Source organism: Janthinobacterium sp. GW458P (assembly GCF_002127585.1).
Lineage (GTDB): Bacteria > Pseudomonadota > Gammaproteobacteria > Burkholderiales > Burkholderiaceae_D > Janthinobacterium.
The window spans coordinates 49854-74840 of record NZ_NEGZ01000051.1 but is presented as its reverse complement, the minus strand read 5'-3'; the positions used below and the strand labels follow the sequence as shown (position 1 = coordinate 74840).

Annotated in this window: 20 protein-coding genes, 2 tRNA genes and 3 pseudogenes; 5 read left to right on the top strand and 20 right to left on the bottom strand. The window is 63.1% G+C overall.

Annotation, left to right across the window (positions count from 1 at the left end; all coding sequences use genetic code 11):
• Positions 1–190 (bottom strand): annotated as a pseudogene (locus tag CBW50_RS22390) (sulfoacetaldehyde acetyltransferase); the annotation flags it as partial.
• 219 nt (positions 191–409) lie between these two features.
• Here CBW50_RS22390 and CBW50_RS22385 point away from each other — a divergent pair.
• From CBW50_RS22385 to CBW50_RS22375, 3 genes are read left to right on the top strand one after another with little or no spacing between them, the layout of a single operon-like run.
• Positions 410–1264 carry an IclR family transcriptional regulator gene (locus CBW50_RS22385; RefSeq protein WP_086147585.1) on the top strand — a complete coding sequence of 285 codons (855 nt, stop codon included), beginning with the start codon at positions 410–412 and terminating at the stop codon, positions 1262–1264.
• Between the two features lie 40 nt (positions 1265–1304).
• Complete coding sequence (locus CBW50_RS22380; RefSeq protein ID WP_253251974.1) at positions 1305–2279, top strand: AAA family ATPase; 975 nt, start codon at positions 1305–1307, stop codon at positions 2277–2279.
• Positions 2276–4015 (top strand): cobalt chelatase, encoded by a 1740-nt coding sequence (locus CBW50_RS22375; protein ID WP_086147583.1) that lies wholly within the window; start codon positions 2276–2278, stop codon positions 4013–4015. Before CBW50_RS22380 ends, CBW50_RS22375 begins: the two co-directional genes overlap by 4 nt.
• Here the strand turns inward: CBW50_RS22375 and CBW50_RS30065 are convergent, their stop codons facing one another.
• The 3 genes from CBW50_RS30065 to CBW50_RS22360 all read right to left on the bottom strand — a co-directional run bounded on the left by CBW50_RS30065 (position 4016) and on the right by CBW50_RS22360 (position 6995).
• The gene (locus tag CBW50_RS30065; RefSeq protein WP_086147582.1) at positions 4016–4708 is read right to left on the bottom strand and encodes a choice-of-anchor E domain-containing protein; all 693 of its coding nucleotides are present in this window, start codon (positions 4706–4708) and stop codon (positions 4016–4018) included.
• A gap of 260 nt (positions 4709–4968) precedes the next feature.
• Positions 4969–6108, bottom strand: a complete 1140-nt coding sequence (locus tag CBW50_RS22365; RefSeq protein WP_086147593.1) for an AAA family ATPase — start codon at positions 6106–6108, stop codon at positions 4969–4971.
• On the bottom strand, positions 6108–6995 hold the full coding sequence (locus CBW50_RS22360; RefSeq protein ID WP_086147581.1) for an RNA ligase family protein: 888 nt from the start codon (positions 6993–6995) through the stop codon (positions 6108–6110). The genes CBW50_RS22365 and CBW50_RS22360 overlap by 1 nt, the downstream gene beginning before the upstream one ends.
• A 437-nt stretch (positions 6996–7432) precedes the next feature.
• Here CBW50_RS22360 and CBW50_RS22355 point away from each other — a divergent pair, with 437 nt between their 5' ends.
• Positions 7433–8830 carry an RtcB family protein gene (locus CBW50_RS22355; RefSeq protein WP_172404857.1) on the top strand — a complete coding sequence of 466 codons (1398 nt, stop codon included), beginning with the start codon at positions 7433–7435 and terminating at the stop codon, positions 8828–8830.
• Here CBW50_RS22355 and CBW50_RS22350 read toward each other — a convergent pair.
• The 10 genes and pseudogenes from CBW50_RS22350 to CBW50_RS22310 all read right to left on the bottom strand — a co-directional run bounded on the left by CBW50_RS22350 (position 8827) and on the right by CBW50_RS22310 (position 18606).
• Entirely contained in the window at positions 8827–9588 is a 762-nt protein-coding gene (locus tag CBW50_RS22350; protein ID WP_226936518.1) for a sulfite exporter TauE/SafE family protein, read from the bottom strand. The two genes, CBW50_RS22355 and CBW50_RS22350, sit on opposite strands and share 4 nt — an antisense overlap.
• Before the next feature lies 1 nt (position 9589).
• Complete coding sequence (gene pta, locus CBW50_RS22345) at positions 9590–10591, bottom strand: phosphate acetyltransferase (protein WP_086147578.1); 1002 nt, start codon at positions 10589–10591, stop codon at positions 9590–9592.
• A 107-nt stretch (positions 10592–10698) separates the two neighbouring features.
• Positions 10699–10884, bottom strand: a pseudogene (locus CBW50_RS29085) (sulfoacetaldehyde acetyltransferase); the annotation flags it as partial.
• Positions 10885–10937: 53 nt separating this feature from the next.
• On the bottom strand, positions 10938–12692 hold the full coding sequence (xsc, locus tag CBW50_RS22340; RefSeq protein WP_086147592.1) for a sulfoacetaldehyde acetyltransferase: 1755 nt from the start codon (positions 12690–12692) through the stop codon (positions 10938–10940).
• Positions 12693–12705: 13 nt separating this feature from the next.
• Positions 12706–13014 (bottom strand): annotated as a pseudogene (locus CBW50_RS22335) (thiamine pyrophosphate-binding protein); the annotation flags it as partial.
• Between the two features lie 225 nt (positions 13015–13239).
• Complete coding sequence (locus CBW50_RS22330) at positions 13240–14250, bottom strand: porin (protein WP_086147577.1); 1011 nt, start codon at positions 14248–14250, stop codon at positions 13240–13242.
• An 82-nt stretch (positions 14251–14332) separates the two neighbouring features.
• Positions 14333–15148: a thiazole synthase gene (locus CBW50_RS22325; protein ID WP_086147576.1), complete on the bottom strand. Its 816-nt coding sequence runs from the start codon at positions 15146–15148 to the stop codon at positions 14333–14335.
• Entirely contained in the window at positions 15145–16449 is a 1305-nt protein-coding gene (locus tag CBW50_RS22320) for a D-amino acid dehydrogenase (RefSeq protein ID WP_086147575.1), read from the bottom strand. The genes CBW50_RS22325 and CBW50_RS22320 overlap by 4 nt, the downstream gene beginning before the upstream one ends.
• A gap of 16 nt (positions 16450–16465) precedes the next feature.
• The gene (locus tag CBW50_RS22315) at positions 16466–17530 is read right to left on the bottom strand and encodes a YeiH family protein (RefSeq protein WP_086147574.1); all 1065 of its coding nucleotides are present in this window, start codon (positions 17528–17530) and stop codon (positions 16466–16468) included.
• A 206-nt stretch (positions 17531–17736) separates the two neighbouring features.
• Entirely contained in the window at positions 17737–18606 is an 870-nt protein-coding gene (locus tag CBW50_RS22310; protein WP_086147573.1) for an NAD(P)-dependent oxidoreductase, read from the bottom strand.
• 257 nt (positions 18607–18863) lie between these two features.
• Between CBW50_RS22310 and CBW50_RS22305 the strand changes: the two genes are divergently transcribed.
• Complete coding sequence (locus CBW50_RS22305) at positions 18864–19517, top strand: FxDxF family PEP-CTERM protein (protein WP_226936213.1); 654 nt, start codon at positions 18864–18866, stop codon at positions 19515–19517.
• A gap of 48 nt (positions 19518–19565) precedes the next feature.
• Here the strand turns inward: CBW50_RS22305 and hisC are convergent, their stop codons facing one another.
• From hisC to CBW50_RS22275, 6 genes are all read right to left on the bottom strand, one after another.
• Positions 19566–20624, bottom strand: coding sequence for a histidinol-phosphate transaminase (gene hisC / locus CBW50_RS22300; RefSeq protein ID WP_086147571.1), 1059 nt, complete (start codon positions 20622–20624; stop codon positions 19566–19568).
• Between the two features lie 461 nt (positions 20625–21085).
• Positions 21086–21175, bottom strand: a tRNA-Ser gene (locus CBW50_RS22295).
• 264 nt (positions 21176–21439) lie between these two features.
• A tRNA-Ser gene (locus tag CBW50_RS22290) sits at positions 21440–21529 on the bottom strand.
• 112 nt (positions 21530–21641) lie between these two features.
• Positions 21642–22931, bottom strand: a complete 1290-nt coding sequence (gene serS / locus CBW50_RS22285) for a serine--tRNA ligase (RefSeq protein ID WP_086147570.1) — start codon at positions 22929–22931, stop codon at positions 21642–21644.
• Between the two features lie 134 nt (positions 22932–23065).
• Positions 23066–23269: a hypothetical protein gene (locus CBW50_RS22280; RefSeq protein WP_086147569.1), complete on the bottom strand. Its 204-nt coding sequence runs from the start codon at positions 23267–23269 to the stop codon at positions 23066–23068.
• 149 nt (positions 23270–23418) lie between these two features.
• The gene (locus tag CBW50_RS22275; RefSeq protein ID WP_086147591.1) at positions 23419–24840 is read right to left on the bottom strand and encodes a PLP-dependent aminotransferase family protein; all 1422 of its coding nucleotides are present in this window, start codon (positions 24838–24840) and stop codon (positions 23419–23421) included.
• Between the last annotated feature and the right edge of the window lie 147 nt (positions 24841–24987).

Below are 24987 nucleotides of genomic sequence, written 5' to 3'. Positions count from 1 at the left end.
GCACGACGGGAATCAAGCGGATGCCGGCCGGCGCGAAGATGTCCATCGGGTCCATGAAGGCCGAGCCCATGATGCCGAACATGTCGGTCACGCCATTGGCGGCCAGGGTTTCCACGAACGCTTCGGACGGCGTCATCTTTTGCGGGCCGGTGGGGGTGGCCGCTGCGGCGGCGGCTTTTTGCTCGGTCATGTCATTCATGGGTGTCTCCTGGTCTGTGGTAACTGTGGCTGTTGAATTCATCAACTAATTTATCAAAAAACGGTATATTTTGTTCCGAAATTTGATATACAATTCAATTTAAGCGCTAGGCAATCAAAAGTCAAACAGAATTTCAAGGAAACGGTACAATTTGAGTTCGAAAATGAAATAAGCTGAAGTAACACTCAGAGCTACCCAACCGAGGCCACCATGGACATGATTTCATCCCCAAAATTTGAGCCGGAAAAACTGGAAGGCGACACGCCCACGATGCGTTTGTTTGCCTTGCTGGAAGTGATTGCCGAGAAAGACCAGCTGCTGTCGCTGCAGGCGCTGGTGGAGGAGACAGGATTACCGAAACCCACCCTGCACCGCATGCTGCAACAGCTGGAAAGCGTGGGCGTGCTGCAGCGCGAAAGCGATGGCCGCCACTACAGCACGGGCGTGCGCCTGCGCCGCCTCGCGTCGAACTTACTGATTAACAACACTTTCCATGGCGCCCGCCGCATGGTCTTGCGCCAGCTGGTCGAGGAAGTGGGCGAAAGCTGCAACCTGACGGCCTTCAGCGGCAGCGAAGTGGTGTACCTGGACCGCGTGGAAACGGCGGCGCCGCTGCGCTTCTACCTGCATCCCGGTTCCCGGGTACCGGCCCACTGCTCGTCCAGCGGCAAGCTGTTCCTGGCGCAAATGACGCCCGTGCAACGGCGCCGCCTGCTGGGCCACATGGAATTGACGCGTTTTACGGACAAGACGGAAACGGACCCCGTCAAGCTGGAGCGCGAACTGGAACTGGTGCGCCGCAACGGCTACGCGCTGGACGACGAGGAATTCCTGCCCGGCCTGCTGTGCGTGGCCGTGCTGGTGCCGAACCCGAACGGCCGCTCGAACCTGGCCGTGGCGATCCAGGCGCCCATCATCCGTTTGACGCACGACAAGGCTTTACATTTCTTGCCAGCATTGCAACGCGCTGCCCAAGCCCTGGCCGCCATCGAATCGGAAACCATGCCGACGACGGGCGGGAACGGCGACGCATTGCAATCAAGTAACTCCGCAGCTCACACATAACCGCCGTAGCGCCCATGCTGCGGCTTCACAGGAGAACAAGGTGCCAGATTCACGCCAACATCCCCCCGCCGCAGCGGCGCAAACCTTGCAGTCCGTGCGCAGCCTGTTCCATATCGACAGCGAGCTGCTCGTGCCCGTCTTCACGGAGCGCGACCCGCATGTGCCCGACATCGACCCCGCCTACCGCTTCAACAAGGACGTGACCCTGGCGATTCTGGCCGGCTTCACGCATAACCGCCGCGTGATGGTGCAGGGCTTGCACGGCACGGGCAAGTCCACGCACATCGAGCAGGTGGCGGCGCGCCTGAACTGGCCCTGCGTGCGCGTCAACCTGGACGGCCACATCAGCCGCCTGGACCTGGTCGGCAAGGACGCCATCGTGCTGCGCGAGCAGCAGCAGGTAACGGAATTCCAGGAAGGCATCGTGCCCTGGTCCTTGCAACGGCCCGTGGCCCTGATCTTCGACGAGTACGATGCGGGCCGCCCCGACGTGATGTTCGTCATCCAGCGCATCCTCGAGCGCGACGGCAAGTTCACCCTGCTGGACCAGAACCGCGTCATCACGCCCCACCCCCACTTCCGCCTGTTCGCCACCTCGAATACGGTGGGCCTGGGCAACCTGAACGGCATGTACCACGGCACGCAGGTGCTCAACCACGCGCAGATCGACCGCTGGAATATCGTTGCCACCCTGAACTATCTTCCGCAGGACGAAGAAACGGACATCGTGCTGGCGCGTGTCCCCGCCATGAACGATGAAGCGGGCCGCCAGCTGGCTGCCGCCATGGTGGCCGTGGCCAGCCTGACGCGCCACGGCTATGCGGCGGGCGACCTGGCTTGCCTGATGTCGCCGCGCACGGTGATTACGTGGGCCGAGAATTGCCAGATCTTCCGCGACCCGGCGCTGGCCTTCCGTTTGTCCTTCCTCAACAAATGCGACGAGGCCGAGCGGCCCATGGTGGCCGAGTATTACCAGCGCTGTTTCAATGAGGAATTGCTGGCGAGCCAGGCATGAATACGGAAGCGACCGCGCCTGCCCCTTACACGCGCGCGCAGCAGGAAACGGATGAACTGTGCGCGGGCGCCATCCGGGCACTCAGCGGCCTGGCGGCGATACGCTACCGGGGCCGGCGCCTGCACGACGGCCACCGTCCCCTGCCCATCCATGCGGCCCATCTGCAGCCCGACGCGGCGCTCGAGGATTTACCCTCGCTGCGCGGCGCGGCCGACAGCGTGGCCCTGCGTTTGCTGCACACGGATGCGGCCCTGCACAAGTCGCTGTGTCCGCTTGACCCCGTGGCGCGCCTCGTCTTCGAGCTGCTGGAACAGTTGAGGGTGGAAACGCTTGCGCCAGATCAACATGCAGGCGTCATCGCCAACCTGCGCCACCGTTTCACGGCATGGTCGCATGCGTTCTACGATTCCGGCCTGGCCGAAGACGCGTCGGGCTTGCTCTTGTATACCGTGTTCCAGATGTGCTGGTCGCGCCTGACGGCCCGGCCGGTGCTGGAAAAGACGGAAGATTTTATCGAGGCGACGCGCTGGTCCGTGTCCTCCGCATTGAGCGGCGACCTGGCGGGCCTGCGCCGCCACCGCGCCGACCAGGCCGCCTATGCGCGCCACGCGCTGGCCATCGCCCACGCGGTCGACGCCATGCTGCAGGAGGCGCAGGCGGCGCGCGATGGCAGCCAGGACGCGGCCGGCGACGCGAAAGCACAGGCGGCGTTCAGGCTGCTGCTCGATTTCGACAGCGACAACGAGCAGCAGCCCGATGCCGCCCCGCTGGGCGAGAGCCGCGCCTTCAGCGATGGCGACGGCGGTGGCGCCTACAAGGCTTACGCCACGGCCTACGACCGCGAAGACAAGGCGGGCGAGCTGGTGCGCCGCGCCCTGCTGCTGGAATACCGCGAACGCATGGACGCGCACATCGCCAGCCTGGGCATCAACACGGCCCGCCTGGCGCGGCGCTTCACGCAATTGCTGGCCGTGCCCGAGCGCGACGGCTGGTCGTTCGGCGAGGAAGACGGTTATATCGACGGACGCCGCCTGGCGCAGCTGATCAGCTCGCCTTCCGAGCGCAGATTGTTTCGCAAGGAACAATTCCTGCCCCAAGCCGATTGCCTCGTCACCTTCCTCGTCGACTGCTCCGGCTCCATGAAGACGCATGCGCAATCCGTGGCCGTGCTGCTGGATATATTGCTGCGCGCGCTGGACCAGGCCGGCATCAGGACGGAGTTGCTGGGCTTTACGACGGGCGCCTGGAACGGGGGAAGAGTCAAACGCGACTGGATGCGCGCCCGCTCTCCGCTCCATCCGGGCCGCTTGAACGAACTCGTGCACATGGTGTTCAAGGATGGCGACACGAGCTGGCGCCGCGCGCGGCCCGACATCGCGGCCCTGCTGAAGGCGGACCTGTACCGCGAAGGCGTCGATGGCGAAGCCGTGGACTGGGCGTGCACGCGCATGCTGGCACGGCCGGAGCGGCGGCGCATCCTGCTCGTCGTGTCAGATGGTTGCCCGATGGATACGGCCACGAACCTGGCCAACGACGAGTTTTACCTGGCGCAACATCTGAAACAGGTGGTGGCGCGCCGCGAAGCGCAGGGTGCCGTGGAAATTTGCGGGCTGGGCCTGGGCCTGGACCTGGGCGCCTACTACAGCCGCAGCCTGGCCACCTCCCTGCCCGCCTCGCTGAACAATGAACTGTTCAGCGAGATCGCCCAGCTGATCGCCGGGCGCGGCCGGCGCTGATCAGGCGCGGGGCTTGCGGCGGCGCGCCATCACGCCGGCCAGCGCCAGCCCCGTCAGCAGCATGGCATAGGTTTCCGGCTCCGGCACGGCGCTCACGTATTCATACGTCACTGCCACGCGGCCGGAAGCGGACGTCTGGAACTGCGTCAGCAAATTGCCCGCGCCGCTGCCCATCGAGGAGCCGATGGCATTCAAGCCCAGGTAAATCAAACCGCCGCCCGCCGAGGAAAACAGGGCAAAGTCGCTGGCGCTGGCGCTCGTGTAGCCATTCGAGCCCGTGCTCGAGCGCAAGCCCGTGCTGGCGCCCGAGGTGCCGGCAAAATCGATGCTGCCATCGAAGGCGCTCAAGGCAAAGGTCTGCGTGAACAGCGGATTGGCCACCAGCAGGGTGGAATTGTCGGGACGGTACAAGGTCAGCAGCGAGGCCAGGCTCAGGGTCACATTCGACGCGCTGGCGTCCAGGCTTTCCGTCCGGCCGCTGCCCTGCACGGCGCCTTCCAGATGGAACTTGATCGACGTCAGGGTGCCCAGGTTGCTGTCGAACTTGCCCAGGCCCAGGGTGTCTGACCAGTTGGTGGCGCCCAGGGCGCGGTCGGCGCTGAAGCTGATGGTCTGGGTGGCCGCCTGGGCGGAAGATGCGGCGCCAAGGCCAAGCACGGCGGCGGCGGCCAGTGCGATGAGAGATTTGTGCATCGATGACTCCAGTTCATTCAATGAGGGTGAGTGCTTCACGCAGGAAATCACACAGGAAACGCGAGGGTGTCAGCCCTCGCGCCGCAACCCGGCGGTTCACCGTACCAGGCAACTCATTGTAATAAATGAAAGGGCTTGAATATACTCAGTTTGTTGCAATTTTAAAAATAATTGTTATTTTTTTGACTGCTTGCGCATGCGTGAAAAACCACCTGGCAACAACGCTTTCCAGCACCGCCGCCAGGCAGTTGCCGCACACCTCAATCGACGCAATAGCGCACGGCATGGGCTTCCGTCGGCAGCGGGATTTCCCAGTTCCACAGCATCGCCTGCAGCTTCTTGTTGCTGAGCGAAGTGTCGCGCTGGCCGTTGCGCCGGAGTAATTCCTTGCGCGGCTGTTCCAGGTACACGAGCTCCACCTGCGCATGGTATTTATACAGCAGGTTGAGCGTCTTTTCGCGCATCAGTCGCGACAAATGCGTGGCGCTCCACACGAACGGCTCGCCACGGCGCAACAGTTCGCGCGCCCGCTCCTCCGCGTAGTCGCCCACCTGCCCCTCGTTCTTGCCGTGCTTCAAGCCCAAGGCCGTGCGCGCATCGTCAAACGACACGACGGGCAGGCGCGGATGGTGCTTGTCCACCCAGGTATTCTTGCCCGACGCGGGCAAGCCCGACATGACGATCACCTGCGATCCCGCTTCCTGGAACAGGGGATAGTCGGGATGCGCCTCGGCGCCGCGAAAGTATTTGACGCGCGTGTGATCGTCGACAAAGACCCTGCGCTGGCCATAGCAGCCCTCCTCGCGCGCCAGTTCGCGGAACAGCTCGATGGCGTCGAGGATGCGTTGCGGGTCCGGGCAGATGCGGCCGCGGATATCGGCCTCGGCCAGCATGGCCAGCAGGCGGATATCGACCTGCCACGACAGTTCGCGCACGGTAAATTCCGGCGTGACGCCGCGCCGAGATTGTTCCAGCGCAAAGAACGGCACCTGGTGCACATTGATCAGGCGGCAGATTTCCTCGCGCACGGCAAACGGCACGTCGTAGTCCCACAGGGCGATGCGCGCATCGAGCGCGCCCTTGCGCGAGTGGCCAGGCTGGCCGATGGCGCCCGTCACCGGGTCGATCACCGTGGTGCTGCACTTGGCCACATCGTGCAGCAAGGCGGCCAGGAACACGATTTCCTGTTCCGCCCGCGTGGCCTGCTGATACTCAGGCATGCCCAGCAGGGATTCCACCACCATCACGGTATGCGTCCACACGTCGCCTTCCGCGTGATACACGGGGTTTTGCGGCGTGGTTTTCGCCAGTTCCAGCTGCGGGAAGGCGGCCAGGCAGGCCTTGAAATCGGGCGACCGGCCCGCTGGCGGCACCAGTTGCTGCAGGGTTTTCCAGTTCATCATTGTGTACTCCTTGAAAATGCTGCCAGCTCATCGAGCGAGCTGCAGGTGTGCAGGCCCAGGCTGTCCCAGGTGACGAGGGGCTGCGGCGCGTACAGGTCCACGCCGTCGGCCAGCTGGTTCGGGATCAATGGCCGCGCGCTGTGGTGCGAACCGCTGTCGAGGATGGTTTGCGTAAAGTCATGGCGCACCAGCTTGTAGCGGGCCAGCACTTGCTCGTCGTCTTCCACTTTCAGGTACAGGCCTTCCGCGTGGTCGGACTTGTCCGTCTGCTTCCAGCACAGGTCCAGCGGCAGGCGTTCGCGCGCCACCACGTTTTCAAAGGCGTCGCGCCACAGGCGGGACTTGGCCAGCGAATGGCGCAGCAGCTGCCACAGCTGTTTCGGCGACGCGGGCATCAGCCCAGCGTACAGCACGGGCACGGACAGCACGGGCGAGCCGGCCAGCATGGCGTGGCGGCGCGCCGTCGACAGAAACATCTGCGTGCGCCGGCAATACACGTCGAACTCGTTGAAATAATGGGGCAGGCGGTCGTAAAACACGGAATGCTTGCTGTAAGACCATTCGCCAAACAGTACAAATTGATCTTCAAGCATATGCAGCAAGGCGTGCTCGTGCGCATGGGCCCACGGTTTCAACAGGTTGAACTGGCGTTCGCTGCCGCCGCCCGCCAGGTAGTGGCCGCGCGACTGCAGCAGCACCTCCCCCGCATCGCTGAACGACACGGCGGAATTGGCGCCATCGATTTTTTCCTCGATGACGACGTAGCGGCCGGCCAGCTTTTTCAGGGGCATCTGGTCGGAACCGTCGTCGCCGTCCTGCAGGCGCGAGCCTTCCAGGTGCGGCGTGCGCGGGTATTTAAATAAGGGCAAAGATTGTAAAAACATAGCGTCCCACGCCGCGTTCACCGGGGCGTGTCCATACAGGGTCAGGGGTGCTGACGACGTGTTCGGGCGTGGACGATCAGGACGGTGGTCCTGGATACGTGTGCGGAAAGAGCAAAAACAGTGCCGCAGCAATCGGAGGCGTCAACGCGCCGAACGATGCTGCAGAGAGCATTTCGTCAGCGTTAGCAGGTGATGGCGAAGAAGCGAGGCACTTTTGGCTCCAATAAGGAAGAGGTTCGAGAAAGAACCGCGAATATAAAGGCTGTTTGATTATTATGCAAGTGGCTCTTCCGTATCGTGCGCATCCTTGTACGCCCCCCCGCTTTGCAATCCGCACAAAATTTGCTAAGCTGGCGGCACTTCCTGTCGCTGCTGCGTGGAAAACAAACATGGCCCTTGCAAAAGGGCCGTGCATTCGTTATTTCCGGAGCAGAATCGTGTTTCCCATATCCAGATTACAAAAAGCCCTGCGCCGCCAGGGCATCGCCGTCGCCTATGCCGACGGTATTTATACACTCAGCAATCCGCACGCCCAGGCGTCCGTACTGCTGCCCCACAACTTTCCGCTCGAGGAAAAAGCCGTGCGCCAGCTGATGGAATTTGCCGCCGTCGCCGTGCCGGGCCAGGATGGCCATGTGTGCAAGGCGTGCGCCACGCCCGACTTCCATCCGGGCAGCATCGCGCCCGTCGGCAGCATCGTCGCCACCAGCCCCGACATGGTGATCCCCGCCATCCCCGGCACGGATATCGCCTGCGGCATGCGCCTGATCACGACGGGCTTGACCCTGGCGCAGTTCGAAGCGCGCAAGCCGCAGCTGCTCGCCAAGCTCAAACATGTGCTGCTGGAAGACGGCCGCAACGTGCCGCTGCGCTCGAAGGCGTTTGCCGCCCTGTTCGATGTGGGGCCGGAAGCGTTCATCGACAGCCTGCATGACGATGGTTTGTGGCCCCGCGTCGACAAGCAGCGTTTGCTGCGCGAGCTCGACGCTTGCATCGCCCTGCGCGAACTGGGCGGCGGCCTGCGCCATGCGCCCGAAGCGCTGGTGGGCACGCGCGAAGTGATACGCGACCCCAGCCTGGGCACGACGGGATCGGGCAACCACTTCGTGGAAATCCAGCTGGTCGATGCCGTCATGGACCGCCACGCCGCGTACCGGCACGGGCTGGTGCCGGGCGAAGTGGTCGTCATGATCCACAGCGGCAGCCGCGACGTGGGCTTTTTTGTCGGCAGCCGCTGGATGGACCGCGCCAAAGAGGCGTGGCCGAAAGGCGTGCGCCACCCGCAGTCGGGCCTGTACGGCTTGACGGGCGAACTGGCCGGCGAATACATGGACGCCATGGGCGTGGCCTCGCGCTATGCCTGGGTCAACCGCATGGTACTGGCCGAGCTGGTGCGCGACAGCCTGTCGCAGGTGTTTGCGCAGGATCAATCGCGCCTGATGGTGGACGTGCCGCACAACGTCATCCTGCGCGAGCATGGCATGAATATCCACCGCAAGGGCGCCACGCCGGCGCGCGAAGGCGACCTGGCGCTGATCCCCGGCTCCATGGGCGACTATTCTTATGTGGCAACTGGCATGGGCAATCCCGACTGGCTGTGGTCGTGCTCGCATGGCGCGGGGCGCAGCATCCGCAGGCAAGCCATGCGCGCCATGCGGCCCACGGTGGGCGGCGACGAGATGGCGTTCCAGTGCGTGACCCTGCGCGAGGAACGCCGTGTCGAGGAAGCGCCGATGGCGTACAAGAAGATCGGCCCCGTCATCGCCGCGCAGGAGGAAGCGGGCTTGCTGCAATCGGTGGCGCGGCTGAAACCTTTGCTTACCTTTAAAGCCTAGCGCAGCAATTGCGGCACGGCCGCCGCCATCAGCGACAGGCCGATGGCGGTCAGCACGGCGAACGCGATGCGGCGCATGCCGCGCTGGGCGATCGGCGGCGGGTAGCGCTTGCCGGCCATCGTGGCCAGCACGCCGACGGGCAGGGCCAGCATGCACAAAAGTAACACTTTCGCGTCCAGCTGGCCCTGGCTGCCCGCCATCAGCGAGCGTCCGCCCGCACTGATGGCAAACAAAAAGATCAGGCTGTAGCGGATGGTGGTCAAACTCATTTCCTGGCGGTAAAACTGGTACACGAGGGGCGGGCCGGCCAGCGAAAACAGGCCCGAGAACAGGCCGCCGCACACGCCGCTGATGAAAAAGCTGCGTTTATCCGCCGCGCCCGGTCCCGGCGGCGCCTGCAGCAGGATGCTGACGCCGCCATACACGATGGCCGCGCCCAGCAACAGTTTCAGCACGGGCGCATACGCCTGGTCCAGATATCCCAACAGCAACACGCCGGCCGCCATGGCCGGCAGCAAGCCGATGCTGGCGGCGCGGATGGCGCGCCAGTCCAGGTGGTGCAAGGCACCGGGCAAGGCCACGAGACAATTAGCCAGCGACAACAAGCTGACGAGGGCCGCCAGCGCGGGCACGGGCGCCAGGCCCAGGCCGCTGGCCACGCCCATGACGATCATGCCCAGGCCAAAGCCCGTGACGGTCTGAAAATACGTGCCGGCCGCCACCACGCCCAGCAGCGCCAGCACGGGCAGGCTGAACAAGTCAGCGCCCACCCTGGGCCTGCACGGCCGTCACGGCAATGACGTTGTACACATCAATCGCGCTGCAGCCGCGCGACAGATCGTTGGCCGGCTTGTTCAAGCCTTGCAGCAAGGGGCCGATGGCGACGGCGCCGCCCATGCGTTCGGCCAGCTTGTAGCCGATATTGCCCGCGTCCAGGTTCGGGAATACCAGCACGTTGGCGCGGCCGTTGACGACGGAATCCTTGACTTTTCTCTGGGAAATTTCGGCCACGATGGCCGCGTCAAGCTGCACGTCGCCATCGATGGCCAGTTGGGGGCGCTGGGCCTTGACCCGGTCCGTGGCCGCATGCACCTTGTCGACGGCCGCGTGGTGGGCGCTGCCGCTGGTGGAAAACGACAGCATGGCGACCCTCGGTTCTTCCATCAGCAGGGCTTGCGCGCTGTCGGCGGCGGCCATGGCGATGTCGGCCAGCTCTTCCGCCTTCGGATCGACGACGAGGGCGCAGTCGGAAAAGATGAAACCGCCCTTCAGGCTGTGGAACGGTTCGCACAGCATCATCAGGAAAAAGCTCGACACGAGCTTGAAGGCGGGATCGACGCCGATGATCTGGATGGCGCTGCGCACCACGTCGGCCGTCGTGTGCACGGCCCCCGCCACGCAGCCGTCGGCGTCGCCCAGGCGCACCATCAGGTTGGCGTAGCACAGCGGGTCTTGCACGGCGATGCGCGCCTGCTCCACCGTCATGCCCTTGGCTTGACGCAGCACAAACAATTGCTGGGCATAGTGTTCCGACTCGTCGGACCTTGCCGGGTCGACCAGGCGCACGCTATCGAGGTCCAGCCCGTGCTCGTGCGCCAGGGCGAGGATGGCGGCCGGCTGGCCGACGATGGTGATGTGCGCCAGCCCTTCGGCGGCTGCCCGCGCGGCCGCCTGCAGCACGCGCGCATCGCCGCCCTCGCACAGGACGATGTTTTTCGGCACGGCGCGGGCTTGCTCGATGATGCGGTGCAGGGCTTTCATGGCGACTCCAATTCGGTAAAAAAAGTACCGGAACCATGGAAGCATGAAACATGGTTCCGGCACATAAAACCCGGCAAGCCGGGGTCATACAAGGATCGAACGACTGATTACACGTAGTCTTTGTACTTGTCCAGATGACGGATAGGTTTGCTCAGCGCATCGCGGCGGAACGGGTCGCCCAGCTCGCGCGTGCACATGATTTCGATGATGGTCGTCTTGCCTTCATTCATCTGCATGGCGATCGCCTTCTTCAGCGCCGGTCCCACGTCTTCCAGCTTGTCGACCGTGATGCCTTNACAATTTGTGAGAATTTGGTCACAAGCCAGATCCTCACAGGCCGGCTTACTTAGACGTAATCTTTGTACTTGTCCAGGTGACGGATAGGCTTGCTCAGCGCATCGCGGCGGAACGGGTCGCCCAGCTCGCGCGTGCACATGATTTCGATGATGGTCGTCTTGCCTTCATTCATCTGCATGGCGATCGCCTTCTTCAGCGCCGGTCCCACGTCTTCCAGCTTGTCGACCGTGATGCCTTCGGCGCCCATGGCCCGCGCAATTTCCGCGAAGCTCTGGTTGTCGAGYTCWCCGGCAACGAAGCGGCGGTTGTAGAAATCCACCTGGTTTTTCTTTTCCGCGCCCCACTGGCGGTTGTGGAACACCACGGCCGTCACGGGAATGTTGTGGCGCACGCAGGTCATCGTTTCCATCAGGCTCATGCCCCAGGCGCCGTCGCCCGCATACGACACGGCCGGACGGTGCGGCGCCGCCACTTTCGCGCCGATAATCGTCGGRAACGCGTAGCCGCAGTTGCCAAAGCTCATCGCCGCAAAGAAGCTGCGCGGCTTTTCRAAGCGCAGGTAACTGTTGGCCACCGAGTTGATGTTGCCGATGTCGGTCGACACCATCACGTCTTCCGGCATGGCTTTTTCCAGCTCGCGCAAGACCTGGCGCGGGTGCAGGTAGTTGCCCGGCTCCTTCTTCTGCTCTTCGATCATGTCCAGGCTGTACGCATCTTTCTCGTGCGTCCAGTTGTCCAGTTCGTCTTCCCACGCGGCTTTTTCCGCCTCGATGGTGGCCTTGCGCGCGCCGCGCGTGGCGTCGCAATCGAGCGTCTTGCCGTCCAGGCGGGCCAGAATCGCTTTCGCCGCCGCCTTGGCGTCGCCGCAGATGCCCACCGAAATCTTTTTCACCAGGCCCAGCATCTTGTTGTCGGCGTCGATCTGGATGATCTTGGCATTCTTCGGCCAGTAATCCATGCCGTGCTGCGGCAGGGTGCCGAACGGTCCCAGGCGCGAACCGAGGGCGACGACGACGTCGGCCTGGGCGATCAGTTTCATGGCCGCCTTCGAGCCTTGATAGCCGAGCGGACCGCACCACAGCGGATGGCTGGCGGGAAACGAGTCGTTGTGCAGATAGCTGTTCACCACCGGCGCGCCGAGGCGCTCGGCCAGCGCCTTGCATTCCTCGATCGCTTCGCCCATGACGACGCCGCCGCCCGAGATAATCACGGGGAACTTGGCCTTCGCCAGCAGTTCGGCCGCATCGTCGAGGCTTTGCTCGCCGCCGGCGCCGCGGTCCAGGCGGCTCGGTTTCGGGATTTCCGCCTTGATTTCGCCATAGAAATAATCGCGCGGGATGTTCAGTTGCGTCGGTCCCATTTCCGACATGGCGCGGTCGAAGCAGCGGCCCGTGAATTCCGCCATGCGGGCCGGATTGGTGACATGGCCTTGATATTTCGTAAATTCCTCGAACATCGGCAATTGATTGGCTTCCTGGAAGCCGCCCAGGCCCATGCTCATGGTGCCCGTTTCCGGCGTGATGATGACGACCGGGGTGTGCGCCCAGTAGGCGGCGGCAATGGCCGTGACGCAATTGCTGATGCCGGGGCCGTTCTGGCCGATGACGACGCCATGGCGGCCCGAGACGCGGGCGTAACCGTCGGCCATGTGGCCGGCGCCCTGCTCGTGCACGACGGGAATCAAGCGGATGCCGGCCGGCGCGAAGATGTCCATCGGGTCCATGAAGGCCGAGCCCATGATGCCGAACATGTCGGTCACGCCATTGGCGGCCAGGGTTTCCACGAACGCTTCGGACGGCGTCATCTTTTGCGGGCCNGGCAATGGCCGTGACGCAAGTGCAGATGCCGGAGCCGTTCTGGCCGATGACGACGCCATGGCGGCCCGAGACGCGGGCGTAACCGTCGGCCATGTGGCCGGCGCCCTGCTCGTGCACGACGGGAATCAAGCGGATGCCGGCCGGCGCGAAGATGTCCATCGGGTCCATGAAGGCCGAGCCCATGATGCCGAACATGTCGGTCACGCCATTGGCGGCCAGGGTTTCCACGAACGCTTCGGACGGCGTCATCTTTTGCGGGCCTGCTGGAACGGCAGCGGCGGCGGCTTTTTGGTCGGACAAATCGGTCATGGCTCAGTCTCCTTACGGTTTTATGAAAAATCGGTATATTTTGTTCCGATATTTGAAATACACATCCAATTTAACGGTTGCGAAATGCGCTGTCAATGAAAATTCATGAAAAATCGGACTGTTTCATTCCTGAATCCGGAATCCGCGACTTTGCCCCCTTCCTGAAACAACAATGGCGGCTTATCCGCAACAGACAAGCCGCCATCACTACCTGCGCTGCCGCGCTTAGAACTTCAGGCGCATGCCCGCCGTGAAGGCGCTCGAGTTATGCCCAGGCAAGGGCACGCTGCCGCCGCTCGATGCGTCGCCGACGAAGTTGGTGCCCGCGCCATCGTTGCTGATGCGCCCGTACGAGGTGTACAGGTTGGTGCGTTTCGACAAGGCGTAGGTGTAGCCGATGGCCAGCTGGCGCCCGCCGCGTCGCGCGTTCGTGCGGTCGTCCTTGCGGATGTAGGAGGCCATCACGCTGCCCGCCGCCCCCACGGGGGCCGAGACGCCCACCATGTAATCGCGGAAATCCGTGCCGATATCATCCTTGTCCGTCTCATACGCGGCGTGCAGCTTGGCGGGGCCAAAGTCGTAGGTACCGCCCAGCAAGGTCACTTTCGCCGTGTTCAGCTCGCTGTCCTTGCGGTTGTCGTGCGCCAGGGTCAGCACGAGCGGACCGTTGGCGTAGTCGATGGAAAAGTCGATGGTGCGGCCCAGGGTGGCGCTGTCCGGCTTTTCGCCCAGGCCGTACATGACGGCGGCCGACAGGCCGTTCACCTTCGGCGTCTCGTACATGATGGCGTTTTTCGTGCGCAGGCTGGCCACGCTCATCAGGTTGATCGAGGCGCCCGTCATGCCCGTCTCGAAGGGGTCGATATTGTCCAGGGCCGTGAACAGCGGGTTGTGCTGCAAGCCCAGGTTGACGGCGCCGAAGCCGCCGGACAGGCCCACGTAGGCCTTGCGCCCGAACAAGGCGCCCTGGCGGTTGGCGCCCGTGTCCACGTCGAGGCCATTTTCCAGCAGGAAATTGGCCTTCAGGTTGTTGCCCAGGTCTTCCGTGCCCTTGAAGCCGATGCGGCTGCCCGACTGCACGCCGGTGGCCAGCTTGGTGACGGAACCGTCCGCGCCGCCGTGCTCGGACGTGAAGCCCGCGTCGAGCAAGCCGTACACGGTGACGGACGACTGGGCGCTGGCGCTGCTTGCGAAAAAGGAGGCCAGGACGGCCGCCGCTACGAGTGTGTGTTTCATGTCATCTCCAGGTATTGTGGTTTTTATAAACGCTTGAAGCGATATCAACTACGGTGCTGCAAACTGCGGTAAATGGGGCGGCTCAGGCGATCAGCCCGGCCATCGGCGACGAGGGCGCAGCGCTCATGACGCCCGCTCTCCGGGGCATGCGTCCGGCCAGATAGGCCTCGCGTCCGCCCTGCACTGCCAGTTTCATGGCGCGCGCCATGCGGATCGGCTCGCGCGCCGCCGCGATGGCGGTATTCATCAAGATGCCGTCACAGCCCAGTTCCATGGCGATGGCCGCGTCCGACGCCGTGCCCACGCCGGCGTCGACCAGCACGGGCACGCGGGCCTGCTCGATGATCAGCGACAAGTTCCACGGATTCAAAATGCCCATGCCCGAGCCGATCAATGACGCCAGCGGCATGACGGCGATGCAGCCGATGTCTTCCAGCATGCGCGCCTGGATGGGGTCGTCGCTGCAATACACCATCACCTGGAAGCCGTCGCGCACCAGCTGCTCGGCCGCCTTCAAGGTTTCCGGCATGTTCGGGAACAGGGTCTTTTCATCGCCCAGCACTTCCAGCTTGCACAGCTGGTGGCCGCCCAGCAGCTCGCGCGCCAGCTGCAGGGTGTAGACGGCGTCGCGCGCGTTGTAGCAGCCGCCCGTGTTGGGCAGGATCGTGTATTTCGACGGCGGAATGAAGTCGAGCAGGTTCGGCTCGCCCTTTTCCTGGCCGATATTCACGCGGCGTATCGTCACGGTGACGATCTCGGCGCCGCTTTCCTCGATGGCGAGGCGCGTTTCCTCGAAATCCTTGTATTTTCCGGTGCCCACCAGCAGGCGCGACTGATAGGTGGTGCCGGCCAGGGTCAGGCCGCCGGGGGTATGGCTGGGGATGGCGTCGTCTCTCATCGTGGTGCTCTCCTAAGTTGAACCAAAGCGGCCTCTTGCCGGGGCGGCTCGCCGCAAAACGCAAAATCGACTTCCGGCCGCCGCCCCGAGACGAGGTCGGCGATCGCCCTGCCCGCGCCGCAGCCCATGGTCCAGCCCAGGGTGCCGTGGCCCGTGTTGAGGAACAGCTGGCGATAGCGCGTGGGGCCGATATACGGCACGTTCGACGGCGTCAGGGGGCGCAAGCCGGCCCAGTAGACGGGGTCGCCGTAATCGCAGGCATCAGGAAACAGCGCCTGCACGCGGCGCGTGATGGCGGCGCAGCGCACGGGATTGAGTTCGCGCGTGTAGCCGTTCAGCTCGCATGTACCGGCCACGCGCAGGCGCTCGCCCAGGCGCGAAAACACGAGTTTATGGCCGTCGTCCGTCAGCGATACGCTCGGTGCGGCGGCGGCGTCAAGAATCGGATAGGTGGCGGAATAACCTTTGCCCGGATACAGCATCAAGCGGATGCCCAGCGGTTGCAGCAGCGGTGCGGAAAAGCTGCCCATGGCCACCACCACGGCGTCCGCGTATTCCAGGCGATGGCGCCCCTGCGCATCGATGCATTCCACGCCCGTGATGCGCTCGCCATCGGCCAGCAGTCGCGTCACCGTCGTGCCAAAGCGAAAATCCACGCCGGCCCCGGCGGCGCGCGCGGCCAGCGCCGTGGTAAACAGATGCACGTCGCCCGACTCGTCGCTGGCCGTAAAATCGCCGCCGACGATGTGCCGGCGGGCATGGGCCAGCGCCGGCTCCAGCCGTATCACTTCATCGGCGCTGACGGTATTGCGCGGACAGCCCAGCTCGCGCAGGAGCGCGGCGCCCGCTTGCGATTTATCAAACTCCTGCTCGTCCGTATAGAAATGCAAAATACCGCGCTCGAGGTGGTCGTAGGCGATGCCCGTCTCGCGGCGCAAGGCTTGCAGGCTCTGGCGGCTGTATTCGGCCAGGGCGACGATCTGGCGCATATTGCGCGCCACCCTGGCCGGCAGGCATTCGCGCAGGTAATGCAGCGCCCACTGCCATTGCAGCGTATCGAGGCGGGGACGGAACAGCAGCGGCGCGTCGTCCTTGCCCAGCCAGCTCACGACCTTGCGCAGGGTGGCGGGATTGGCCCACGGTTCCGCGTGCGACACGGAAATCTGCCCGCCATTGCCGAAACTGGTTTCCTGCGCGGCGCCCGCCTGGCGTTCGAGCACGCGCACGTCGTGGCCCGCCTGGCGCAAATACCAGGCCGATGCCGTGCCGACCACGCCGGCGCCGAGAACGAGGACTTTCATGGCGGGCCCGATGCGCTTAACGCGTCAGCAGGACGGCGATGGCGACGAAGGCGGCGATCCACACCGTTTCCATCACCAGCATGATCACGGGACGCCAGCCCAGCGAGGCCAGCGACTGGAACGAGGTTTTCACGCCCAGCGCGGCGATGGCGATGACGAGGCAGGCGCGCGAGGCGTTGTTGATCCAGCCATTTACCTCATGCGGGATCAGGCCCAGGCTGTTGGTAATGACGAGCCAGACAAAGCCGATCAGGAAGAACGGCACCAGCGGCGGCGCGTCGACTTCGCTCTTGCCGTCCTTGCGCTTGAACATGATCGACAGGCCCAGCACGACGGGCACGAGGCAGGCGACGCGCGTCAGTTTCACGAAGGTGGCGACGTCGCCCGTATGGTTGCTGACCAGATAGCCGGCGCCGACCACTTGCGCGACGTCATGAATCGTGCCGCCGATGAACACGCCCGCTTCCGTCGGGTCAAAGCCCAGCAGCTTGACCAGCAGCGGGTAGACGATCATGGCCAGGGTGGACAGCGACGTCACGCCGACCACCGTCAGCAGGGTGAACTTTTCGTTTTCCTTGGTTTGCGGCAGCACGGCCGAGATGGCCAGCGCGGCCGAGGCGCCGCAGATGGCCACGGAGCCGCCCGACAGGATGCCTTCCGTGATCGGGCGTTTCAGCCACCTGGACAGCAGGTAGCCGAAACCCAAAGTCGCCACCAGGCCGCCGACGACGATCAGCAAGGGCGTCACGCCCACCGAGGCGATCTGGTTGAAGGTGATGCGCGCGCCCAGCAGGGCCACGCCCGTGCGCAACAAAATCTTGCTGCAGAACTCGATGCCGGGCTTGCAGGTGGGATCGGATGCGAGGAAGTGGAAAGCCAGGCCGAAAAACAGCGCATACAGCAGCTGGGGGCCGCCGTAATTGCTGGAAATAAAGGTGGCCGACAGGGCGATCACCAGCGCGATGGCCACGCCGGGCCAGCTGCGCAGCACGGCGCGGGGCCGCCAGATGGCGACGGCGGAAGACAGGTAGGGAATGTTCTTGTCGACAACGCGTGTTATCGCTGAGGAGTTAGTTTTCATGCTGGTCCGCTCATAATGTTTTAAAAATTGGGACATTTCATCTCGTTTTTTAATAATACACGATGAGCTAGCGAAGTCCATGCTTTTCCATGAAAATCGAAACCGGATGTTCCGGAAACTGACGTTTTTTATTTTCACACCCGTAAACGACAAGCGGCGCGGCCCTGGGCAGGGATGCGCCGCTGGCATGTTGGTGAGCTAAGCGCTTACTTTTTATGCAAACGGGTAATCAGGCTGGACGTGTCAAAACGGCTGCCGCCCGCCTGCTGCACTTCGCCGTAGAACTGGTCCGTCAAGGCCGTCACGGGCAGGTCGCTGCCGTTGCGCCTGGCTTCGGCCAGGCAGATGCCCAGATCCTTGCGCATCAGGTCGACGGCGAAACCGAAGTCGAACTTGCGCTCTATCATGGTCTTGCCCCGGTTTTCCAGCTGCCACGACTGCGCCGCGCCCTTGGAAATCACGTCCACCACCAGCGCCGCATCGAGGCCCGCGTTTTCCGCGAAGGCGATGCCCTCGCTCAGGGCTTGCACGAGGCCCGCGATGCAGATCTGGTTGACCATTTTTGTCAGCTGTCCCGAACCGGACGCGCCCATGTAGGTGACGGCGCGCGAGAACAGGGCGATGACGGGCTCGGCCCGTGCATACGCCTGCGCGTCGCCGCCGACCATCACCGTCAGCTTGCCGTTTTCCGCGCCGGCCTGGCCGCCGGATACGGGCGCGTCGAGGAAGAACACGCCCTGCTCTTGCGCCGCCGCGTGGATGGTGCGCGCCGCTTCGGCCGACGCCGTCGTATGGTCGATCAGGATGCTGCCCGGCGCCATGGCGGACAGCAAGCCGCCCTCTTCCAGGATGACCTGGTACAGATCGTTATCGTTGCCGATGCAGGTGAAGACGAACTCGGCGCCCGCTGCGGCGGCGGCCGGCGTGGCGGCGCTGCTACCCTTGTGCTGCTCCAGCCAGGCGGCCGCGCGGACCGGGTTGCGGTTGTACACGGTGACGTCGTGTCCGCCCGCCGCCAGGTGACCTGCCATGGGGAAACCCATGACGCCCAAACCGATGAATGCCACTTTTGCCATATTGTCCGTCCTGTCGAGTATGAATCCGATTATTGTTGCACAAATGGCCCATGGCGGCAGCAAGGCGAGGCCCTAAGCGACGTTTGGCGCACAAGGAGTGGCGATTGGGAAACATCCGTATTTCAACTAGACAAGACGGAAATTATCATAAAGAACTTTTATTGCATTTTTTTCTAGTTAATATTATATTGAAATGGCATTGCAAATAAGTAAACTCTTGCCACATCCTTTTCCCAACCCCTGTTAAGGAGTCGATCTTGCAAACTGCATTTTCCCGCCTGAAAATCATCAGCGCCGCCGCCCTGCTGCTCGCCGCCAGCGCCGCACACGCAGACATCACGGTCTTTACGAGCCAGTCCGCCTATCTGGCAGCGGTCGGCAATACGGGCGTCGATACCTTTGATGATTTGCCCATCGATGCACTCGACGGTCCGCTGTACCGTAATGCCGGCAGCTACGGCTACATGGTGAGCAGCATTGGCGCCTCGCCCATCCTGTACGGCGCCGGCACGGGTAGCGACAACTGGCTGAGCACGAACAACCGCAACGACAGCGTGGTGTTCTCCAACTTTTCCAGCGACGTACGCGGCGTGGGGGGATTCTTCTTCGGATCGAACTTTTCCGGCGAATATGCTAGCGGCCAGAGCATCACATTGACAGCGCGCAATAAGCTGGGCGAACTGCTCACCTACGAGCTGGCCTTGCCGACGCAAGCCTCGTTTATCGGCTTCGTGTCGTCGGGCGCCTTCTCGAACCTGGCCGTCAGCACCGCCGGACAGATCGGTATCTGGCCCACCATCAATAACCTGTCCGTGTCGGCCGTACCGGAGCCAGCCACTTATGGCATGCTGTTGGGCGGCCTGGGCTTGCTCGGCTTCATGTCGCGCCGCCGCCGGGCCAGCCAGCAGTAAACAAACTGGCGCCTGGTAGGGCTGCCGCCAGCCGTACCAGGCTTACCATCACGACAATATTTCGCGCAATGCCGCCATCAAGGCCGCACATTCTGCCGGATTACCGATGCTGATGCGCAAATACTGGCTGATGCGCGGTGCGTTGAAATGGCGCACGATCACCGATCTGGCGCGCAGGCCGGCCGCCAGTTGCACCGCGTCATGCCGCGGGTGGCGGGCAAAGACAAAGTTGGCCACGGACGGCAGCACCTCGAAGCCCAGCGCGGTCAAGTCCGCCGCCAGCTGTGCGCGGCTGTCGATGACGGCCCGGCGCGTCTGCTGGAAATACGCTTCGTCGCGCAGCGAGGCGACGGCGCCGGCCAAGGCCAGCCGGTCCAGCGGATAGGAATTGAAACTGTTCTTCACCCGTTCCAGCGCCTCGATCAGGTCCGCATGCCCGAAGGCACACCCCACGCGCAAGCCGGCCAGCGAGCGCGATTTCGAGAACGTCTGCACCACCAGCAAGTTCGGATAGCGCCCGACCAGGGCCACGGCGCTCGCGCCGCCGAAATCCACATACGCTTCATCGACCACCACGACGGCGTCGGGATGCTCGCGCAGCAGGGTTTCCACGCCGGCCAGCGGCAAGTCCACGCCCGTGGGCGCGTTGGGATTCGGGAAGATGATGGCGCCGCACGGCCCCCGGTAGTCTTCGGGACGAATGCGCATGCTGTCGTCGAGCGCGACCGTGCGGTAATCGATGCCGTACAGCTTGCAATACACGGGATAGAAGCTGTAGCTGATGTCCGGGAACAGCAGGGGCGCGTCGTGCTTGAGCAAGGCCATGAAGGCCAGCGCCAGCACTTCGTCGGAACCATTGCCGACGAACACCTGTGCGCTGCTCAAGCCGTGGTAGTCGGCCAGGGTTTGCTTCAGTTCGCTGGCCGTGGGATCAGGATACAGGCGCAGGCTGTCGTTGGCCGCTTCGCGCAGCGCGGCCAGCACCTGCGGCGACGGACCGTAGGGGTTTTCGTTGGTGTTGAGTTTTACCAGGTCGGGCAGTTTCGGCTGCTCGCCGGGGACATAGGGGGTCAGCTCGCTGACGATGTTGCTCCAGAATCGGCTCATTGCTTTTAGTGGTGGGGGCGGGATGGGAGGGGGTAGATTAACATAGGCTGAGCGGGGTCAAGGTGGGGGGAAGCTGTTGAGGCCAGATATGCGACAGCGCAATACAATGAGGAGATACTGTCATGAGCGGATGGGGCGACACACAGGAGCGGGATACGGCGGATATGAAGATGGAGCATGCCGATTGCGCGACCAAAAGCGATGTGGCTGCGGCCAGATTGGCCATGATTTTACGGTGCGTGGGGACGATGATTGCTACGTCAGCTGTAGTGTTTGCGGTGGCGCGGCTGGTGCACTAGCTTGCGTTACGTTAGTGGGGCGCTGGCTTTCAAGGCCTGAATGGAGGAAAAACGCCTTGCGCTGCGCGCTTTGGGCGTTTTTTCTACCTGCATTGATGCGTCGCAGGCTTTTTGGCGTTCCCAATAAAAAAAGCTCCCTTGCGGGAGCTTTCTTATTTATTCTGGCGGAGAGGGTGGGATTCGAACCCACGGTACGATTTAACGTACGCTTGATTTCGAGTCAAGTACATTCGACCACTCTGCCACCTCTCCGTTTACTGCGGTCTATTCATTCAAACTGGCATGCCTGTTTGAGCGAGGCGCTATTTTAGCATGGGTGTTGTTGGGTTGGGTAGGGGTTTATTGGTGATTTGCAACTGAGGGCTGGCAAACCAAAACCTATCTGGACGATTCGGAGAGCCTCGCGCGAGTACGCGCTCGTCTTCGAATCCCACGCGTACGCCCCGCAGGGGGCGTACTCCTCTTCGCCGCCACAAATAAAAAAAGCTCCCTTGCGGGAGCTTTCTCTATTTGTTCTGGCGGAGAGGGTGGGATTCGAACCCACGGTACGATTTAACGTACGCTTGATTTCGAGTCAAGTACATTCGACCACTCTGCCACCTCTCCATTTGCTGCGGTCTTTCCCCGCATTGCTGCGAGAAGGCAAGATTATAGCAGCCGCTTGAAAAAATGGAAGGACTATTTTCAGCCTCCCCTTCACCCGGCTGCCTGCACCTTTTTACGCCGTCAGATGGGTCAGGCCGCCCATGTACGGGCGCAGCACTGGCGGGATTTCGACGCTGCCGTCAGCTTGCTGGTAGTTTTCCAGCACGGCCACCAGGGTGCGGCCCACTGCCAGGCCGGAGCCGTTCAGGGTGTGCGCCAGTTCCGGCTTGCCGGCGGCGTTGCGGAAACGTGCCTGCATGCGGCGCGACTGGAAGGCTTCGCAGTTCGACAGGGACGAGATTTCGCGATAGGTGTTCTGCGCCGGCAGCCACACTTCCAGGTCGAAGGTCTTGGTGGCGCCGAAACCCATGTCGCCCGTGCACAGCGACATCACGCGGTATGGCAGGCCCAGGCGTTGCAGGATCGCTTCCGCGTGGCCAACCATTTCTTCCAGCACCTGGTACGAGGTGTCCGGGTGCACCACTTGCACCATTTCCACCTTGTCGAACTGGTGCTGGCGGATCATGCCGCGCGTGTCGCGGCCGTAGCTGCCCGCTTCCGAGCGGAAGCATGGCGTGTGGGCCGTCATTTTCAGGGGCAGTTGATCGAGCGCCAAGATTTCATCGCGGGCGATATTGGTCAGCGACACTTCCGACGTGGGGATCAGGTAGAAGGTTTCGCCCTCGCCTTCCGCGCCGCCTTTTTTCACCGAGAACAGATCGGCTTCGAATTTCGGCAGCTGGCCCGTGCCGCGCAGGGAATCGGCGTTGACCATGTACGGCGTATAGCATTCCGTGTAGCCATGCTCGTCCACGTGGGTGTTGAGCATGAACTGCGCCAGCGCGCGGTGCAAACGGGCGATGCCGCCCTTCATGACGGAGAAGCGCGAGCCGGTCAGCTTGGTCGCCACTTCGAAGTCCAGGCCCAGCGGGCCGCCCACGTCGACGTGATCCTTGACTTCAAAGTCAAAAGTGCGCGGCGTGCCGACCTTGCGCACTTCCACGTTGCCCGACTCGTCCGTGCCCACAGGGGCCGATTCGTGCGGCAAATTCGGCACGGCCATGATGAATTCGCTCAGCTTGGCCTGCACCAGGGTCAGGGCCGCCTCATCGGCTTTCAGCTCATCGCCCAGGCCAGCCACTTGCGCCATCACGGCCGAGGTGTCCTCCCCCTTGCCTTTCAACATGCCGATTTGCTTGGACAGCGCATTGCGCTTGCCCTGCAGCTCTTCGGTGCGCGTCTGGATCGCCTTGCGTTCGGCTTCGAGGGCGGTAAAACCTGCCACGTCGAGCTGGAATTTGCGCGTCGCCAGGCGTTCTGCGACGGTGGCGATGTCTTTACGGAGAAGTTGGATATCTATCATGGGTGGATGGCGGTGCCGATGTATCGAAAGCACTCATTGTACCAAGACCCTGTTCACTTCGATGAGTTTTGCGCAAGGTCAACCATCGTCATGGCAGCCTGGCCGGGCACTCGCGCCCGCTTTACAAGCGGTGTTCAGATAAAGGCGGCTTTTTCGGCGGCCGTCAGGCGGCGGGCGCTGACGGTAACGACAGGCATCGTACTGTCGGCGGCCTTGGCAATCAGGGTCGACGTGGCGCTCACTTCCACGGTATTCGCGCCGGCCGTGGCGAAGCTGGCGCCGATGGCGATGATGGCGGCGGCGACAAAGGCGATTTCCATGTTTTTCAGTGCTTGCATGATGTGACTCCTGGTTAGTTTGTGTGTTTGACTGCTGCTGGTATGGTGCTACTGTAGCCAGCGGCGGCAAACAAGGCCACCGGCTTGCGACCGGCGGCAAAAAACAGGGAGCGAACGGTGAAAAACAGGGACTGAAACGCAGACAATAGTTACAAGGCCTCATGCACCAGGCGGCCTAATCGGCCGATGGCCTGCTCGATGCGGGGCGTCCACGCATTGCCGCAATTGAGGCGCAGATAATTGCCGAACTTGCCCGAGGCCGAGAACAGCTGGCCCGGCATGTAGGCCACGCCGTCGGCGATGGCCTGGCCATGCAGGGCCAGCGCATCGACTTGCGGCGGCATCTGCACCCACAGCACGAAACCGCCCTGCGGCTCGGACAGCATGCAGTCCGCCGGAAAACTGGCCGCCACGGCGTCGGACATGCGGGCGATACGCTGCACCAGGGTGCGCCGCATCTTGCGCAGCTGCTGGTCGTAGCTGCTGCCTTCCAAAAAGTCGGCCAGCACGGCCTGGAAGAAATGGCTGGTGGCGCCGCTCGACACGGTTTTCAGCAAGGCCACTTCCTGCGCGAAACGCCCGGCCAGCACATAGCCGACGCGCGACGCGGGCGTGATAGCCTTGGAAAACGAGGAGCACAGCAGCACATTGCCGCTCGTATCGTAGGCTTTCACGGGCCACGGGCGCTGCGGCGCAAAGCACAGGTCGCCATACACGTCGTCTTCCACCAGCGGAACATTGAATTCCGACAGCAAGCCCGCCAGCCGCTTCTTGTTGGCTTCCGGCATGACGCAGCCGAGCGGGTTGTTCGCGTTCGGCACGAACAGGCAGGCCTGCACGAGGCCGGCGCGCAAGGCCAGCTCCAGCGCATCGAGCGACGGCCCCGTCTTCGCGTCGGTGGGAATTTCCAGCGCCTTCATGCCCAGGCTTTCTATCATCTGCAGCAGCACGAAATACGTGGCCGACTCGATGGCGATGGTGTCGCCCGGCCTGGCCACGGCGCGCAGGCACAGGCTGATCGCTTCCGTGCAGGAATTCGTCACGACGATCTCGCGCGGGTCCAGCTTGCCCCAGTCCAGCGCCCGGCGCGTGACCTGGCGCAGGAAGTTGCCTTCGCTGACGTCGTAGCAGCTGACCTTGCTCAATAAAGCCGGTTCGCGCCGCGCCACGGCGCTGATGGTGCGCTGCATGCGCTTGATGGGCAAGATCTCGTCGGGCGGCCAGGCCGTGCCCAGCTGCACGATAGCGGGCGCCTCGTTTTCCTTCAGCACGCGCATCAACAGGTTGTTGATGCCGACAAATGCCGGCTCCTTCAGGTGCTGGGCATCGGCACTGCAGGGCCGGCGCGGCGCGCGGTGGCGCACGAAATAGCCGGACTGGGGCCGCGCATCGACTTGCCCCCGGTCTTCCATCAGGCGCAAGGCTTGCATCACGGTACTGACGGAAATGCGCTTTTGCTGCGCCAGGTGGCGGATCGACGGCAGGCGGTCGCCGGGCGCGAACACGCGCGCGTCGATCAGGGCGCCCAGCTCGTTGGCCAGGTGCTCGTACAGGTTCAAAGGCGCGCTCATGTTCATCCCTTCAGTATGCGGCTGGCGCGCGCGGCACGCACAGATACAGTTGCCCGTTTTTTTGACAAGCACAGTGTACGACGAAGCACACTGTATGCATGACAATTTCGATTTCCTGCATCTGTCATGGTTCAAGCCCAGGGCCTA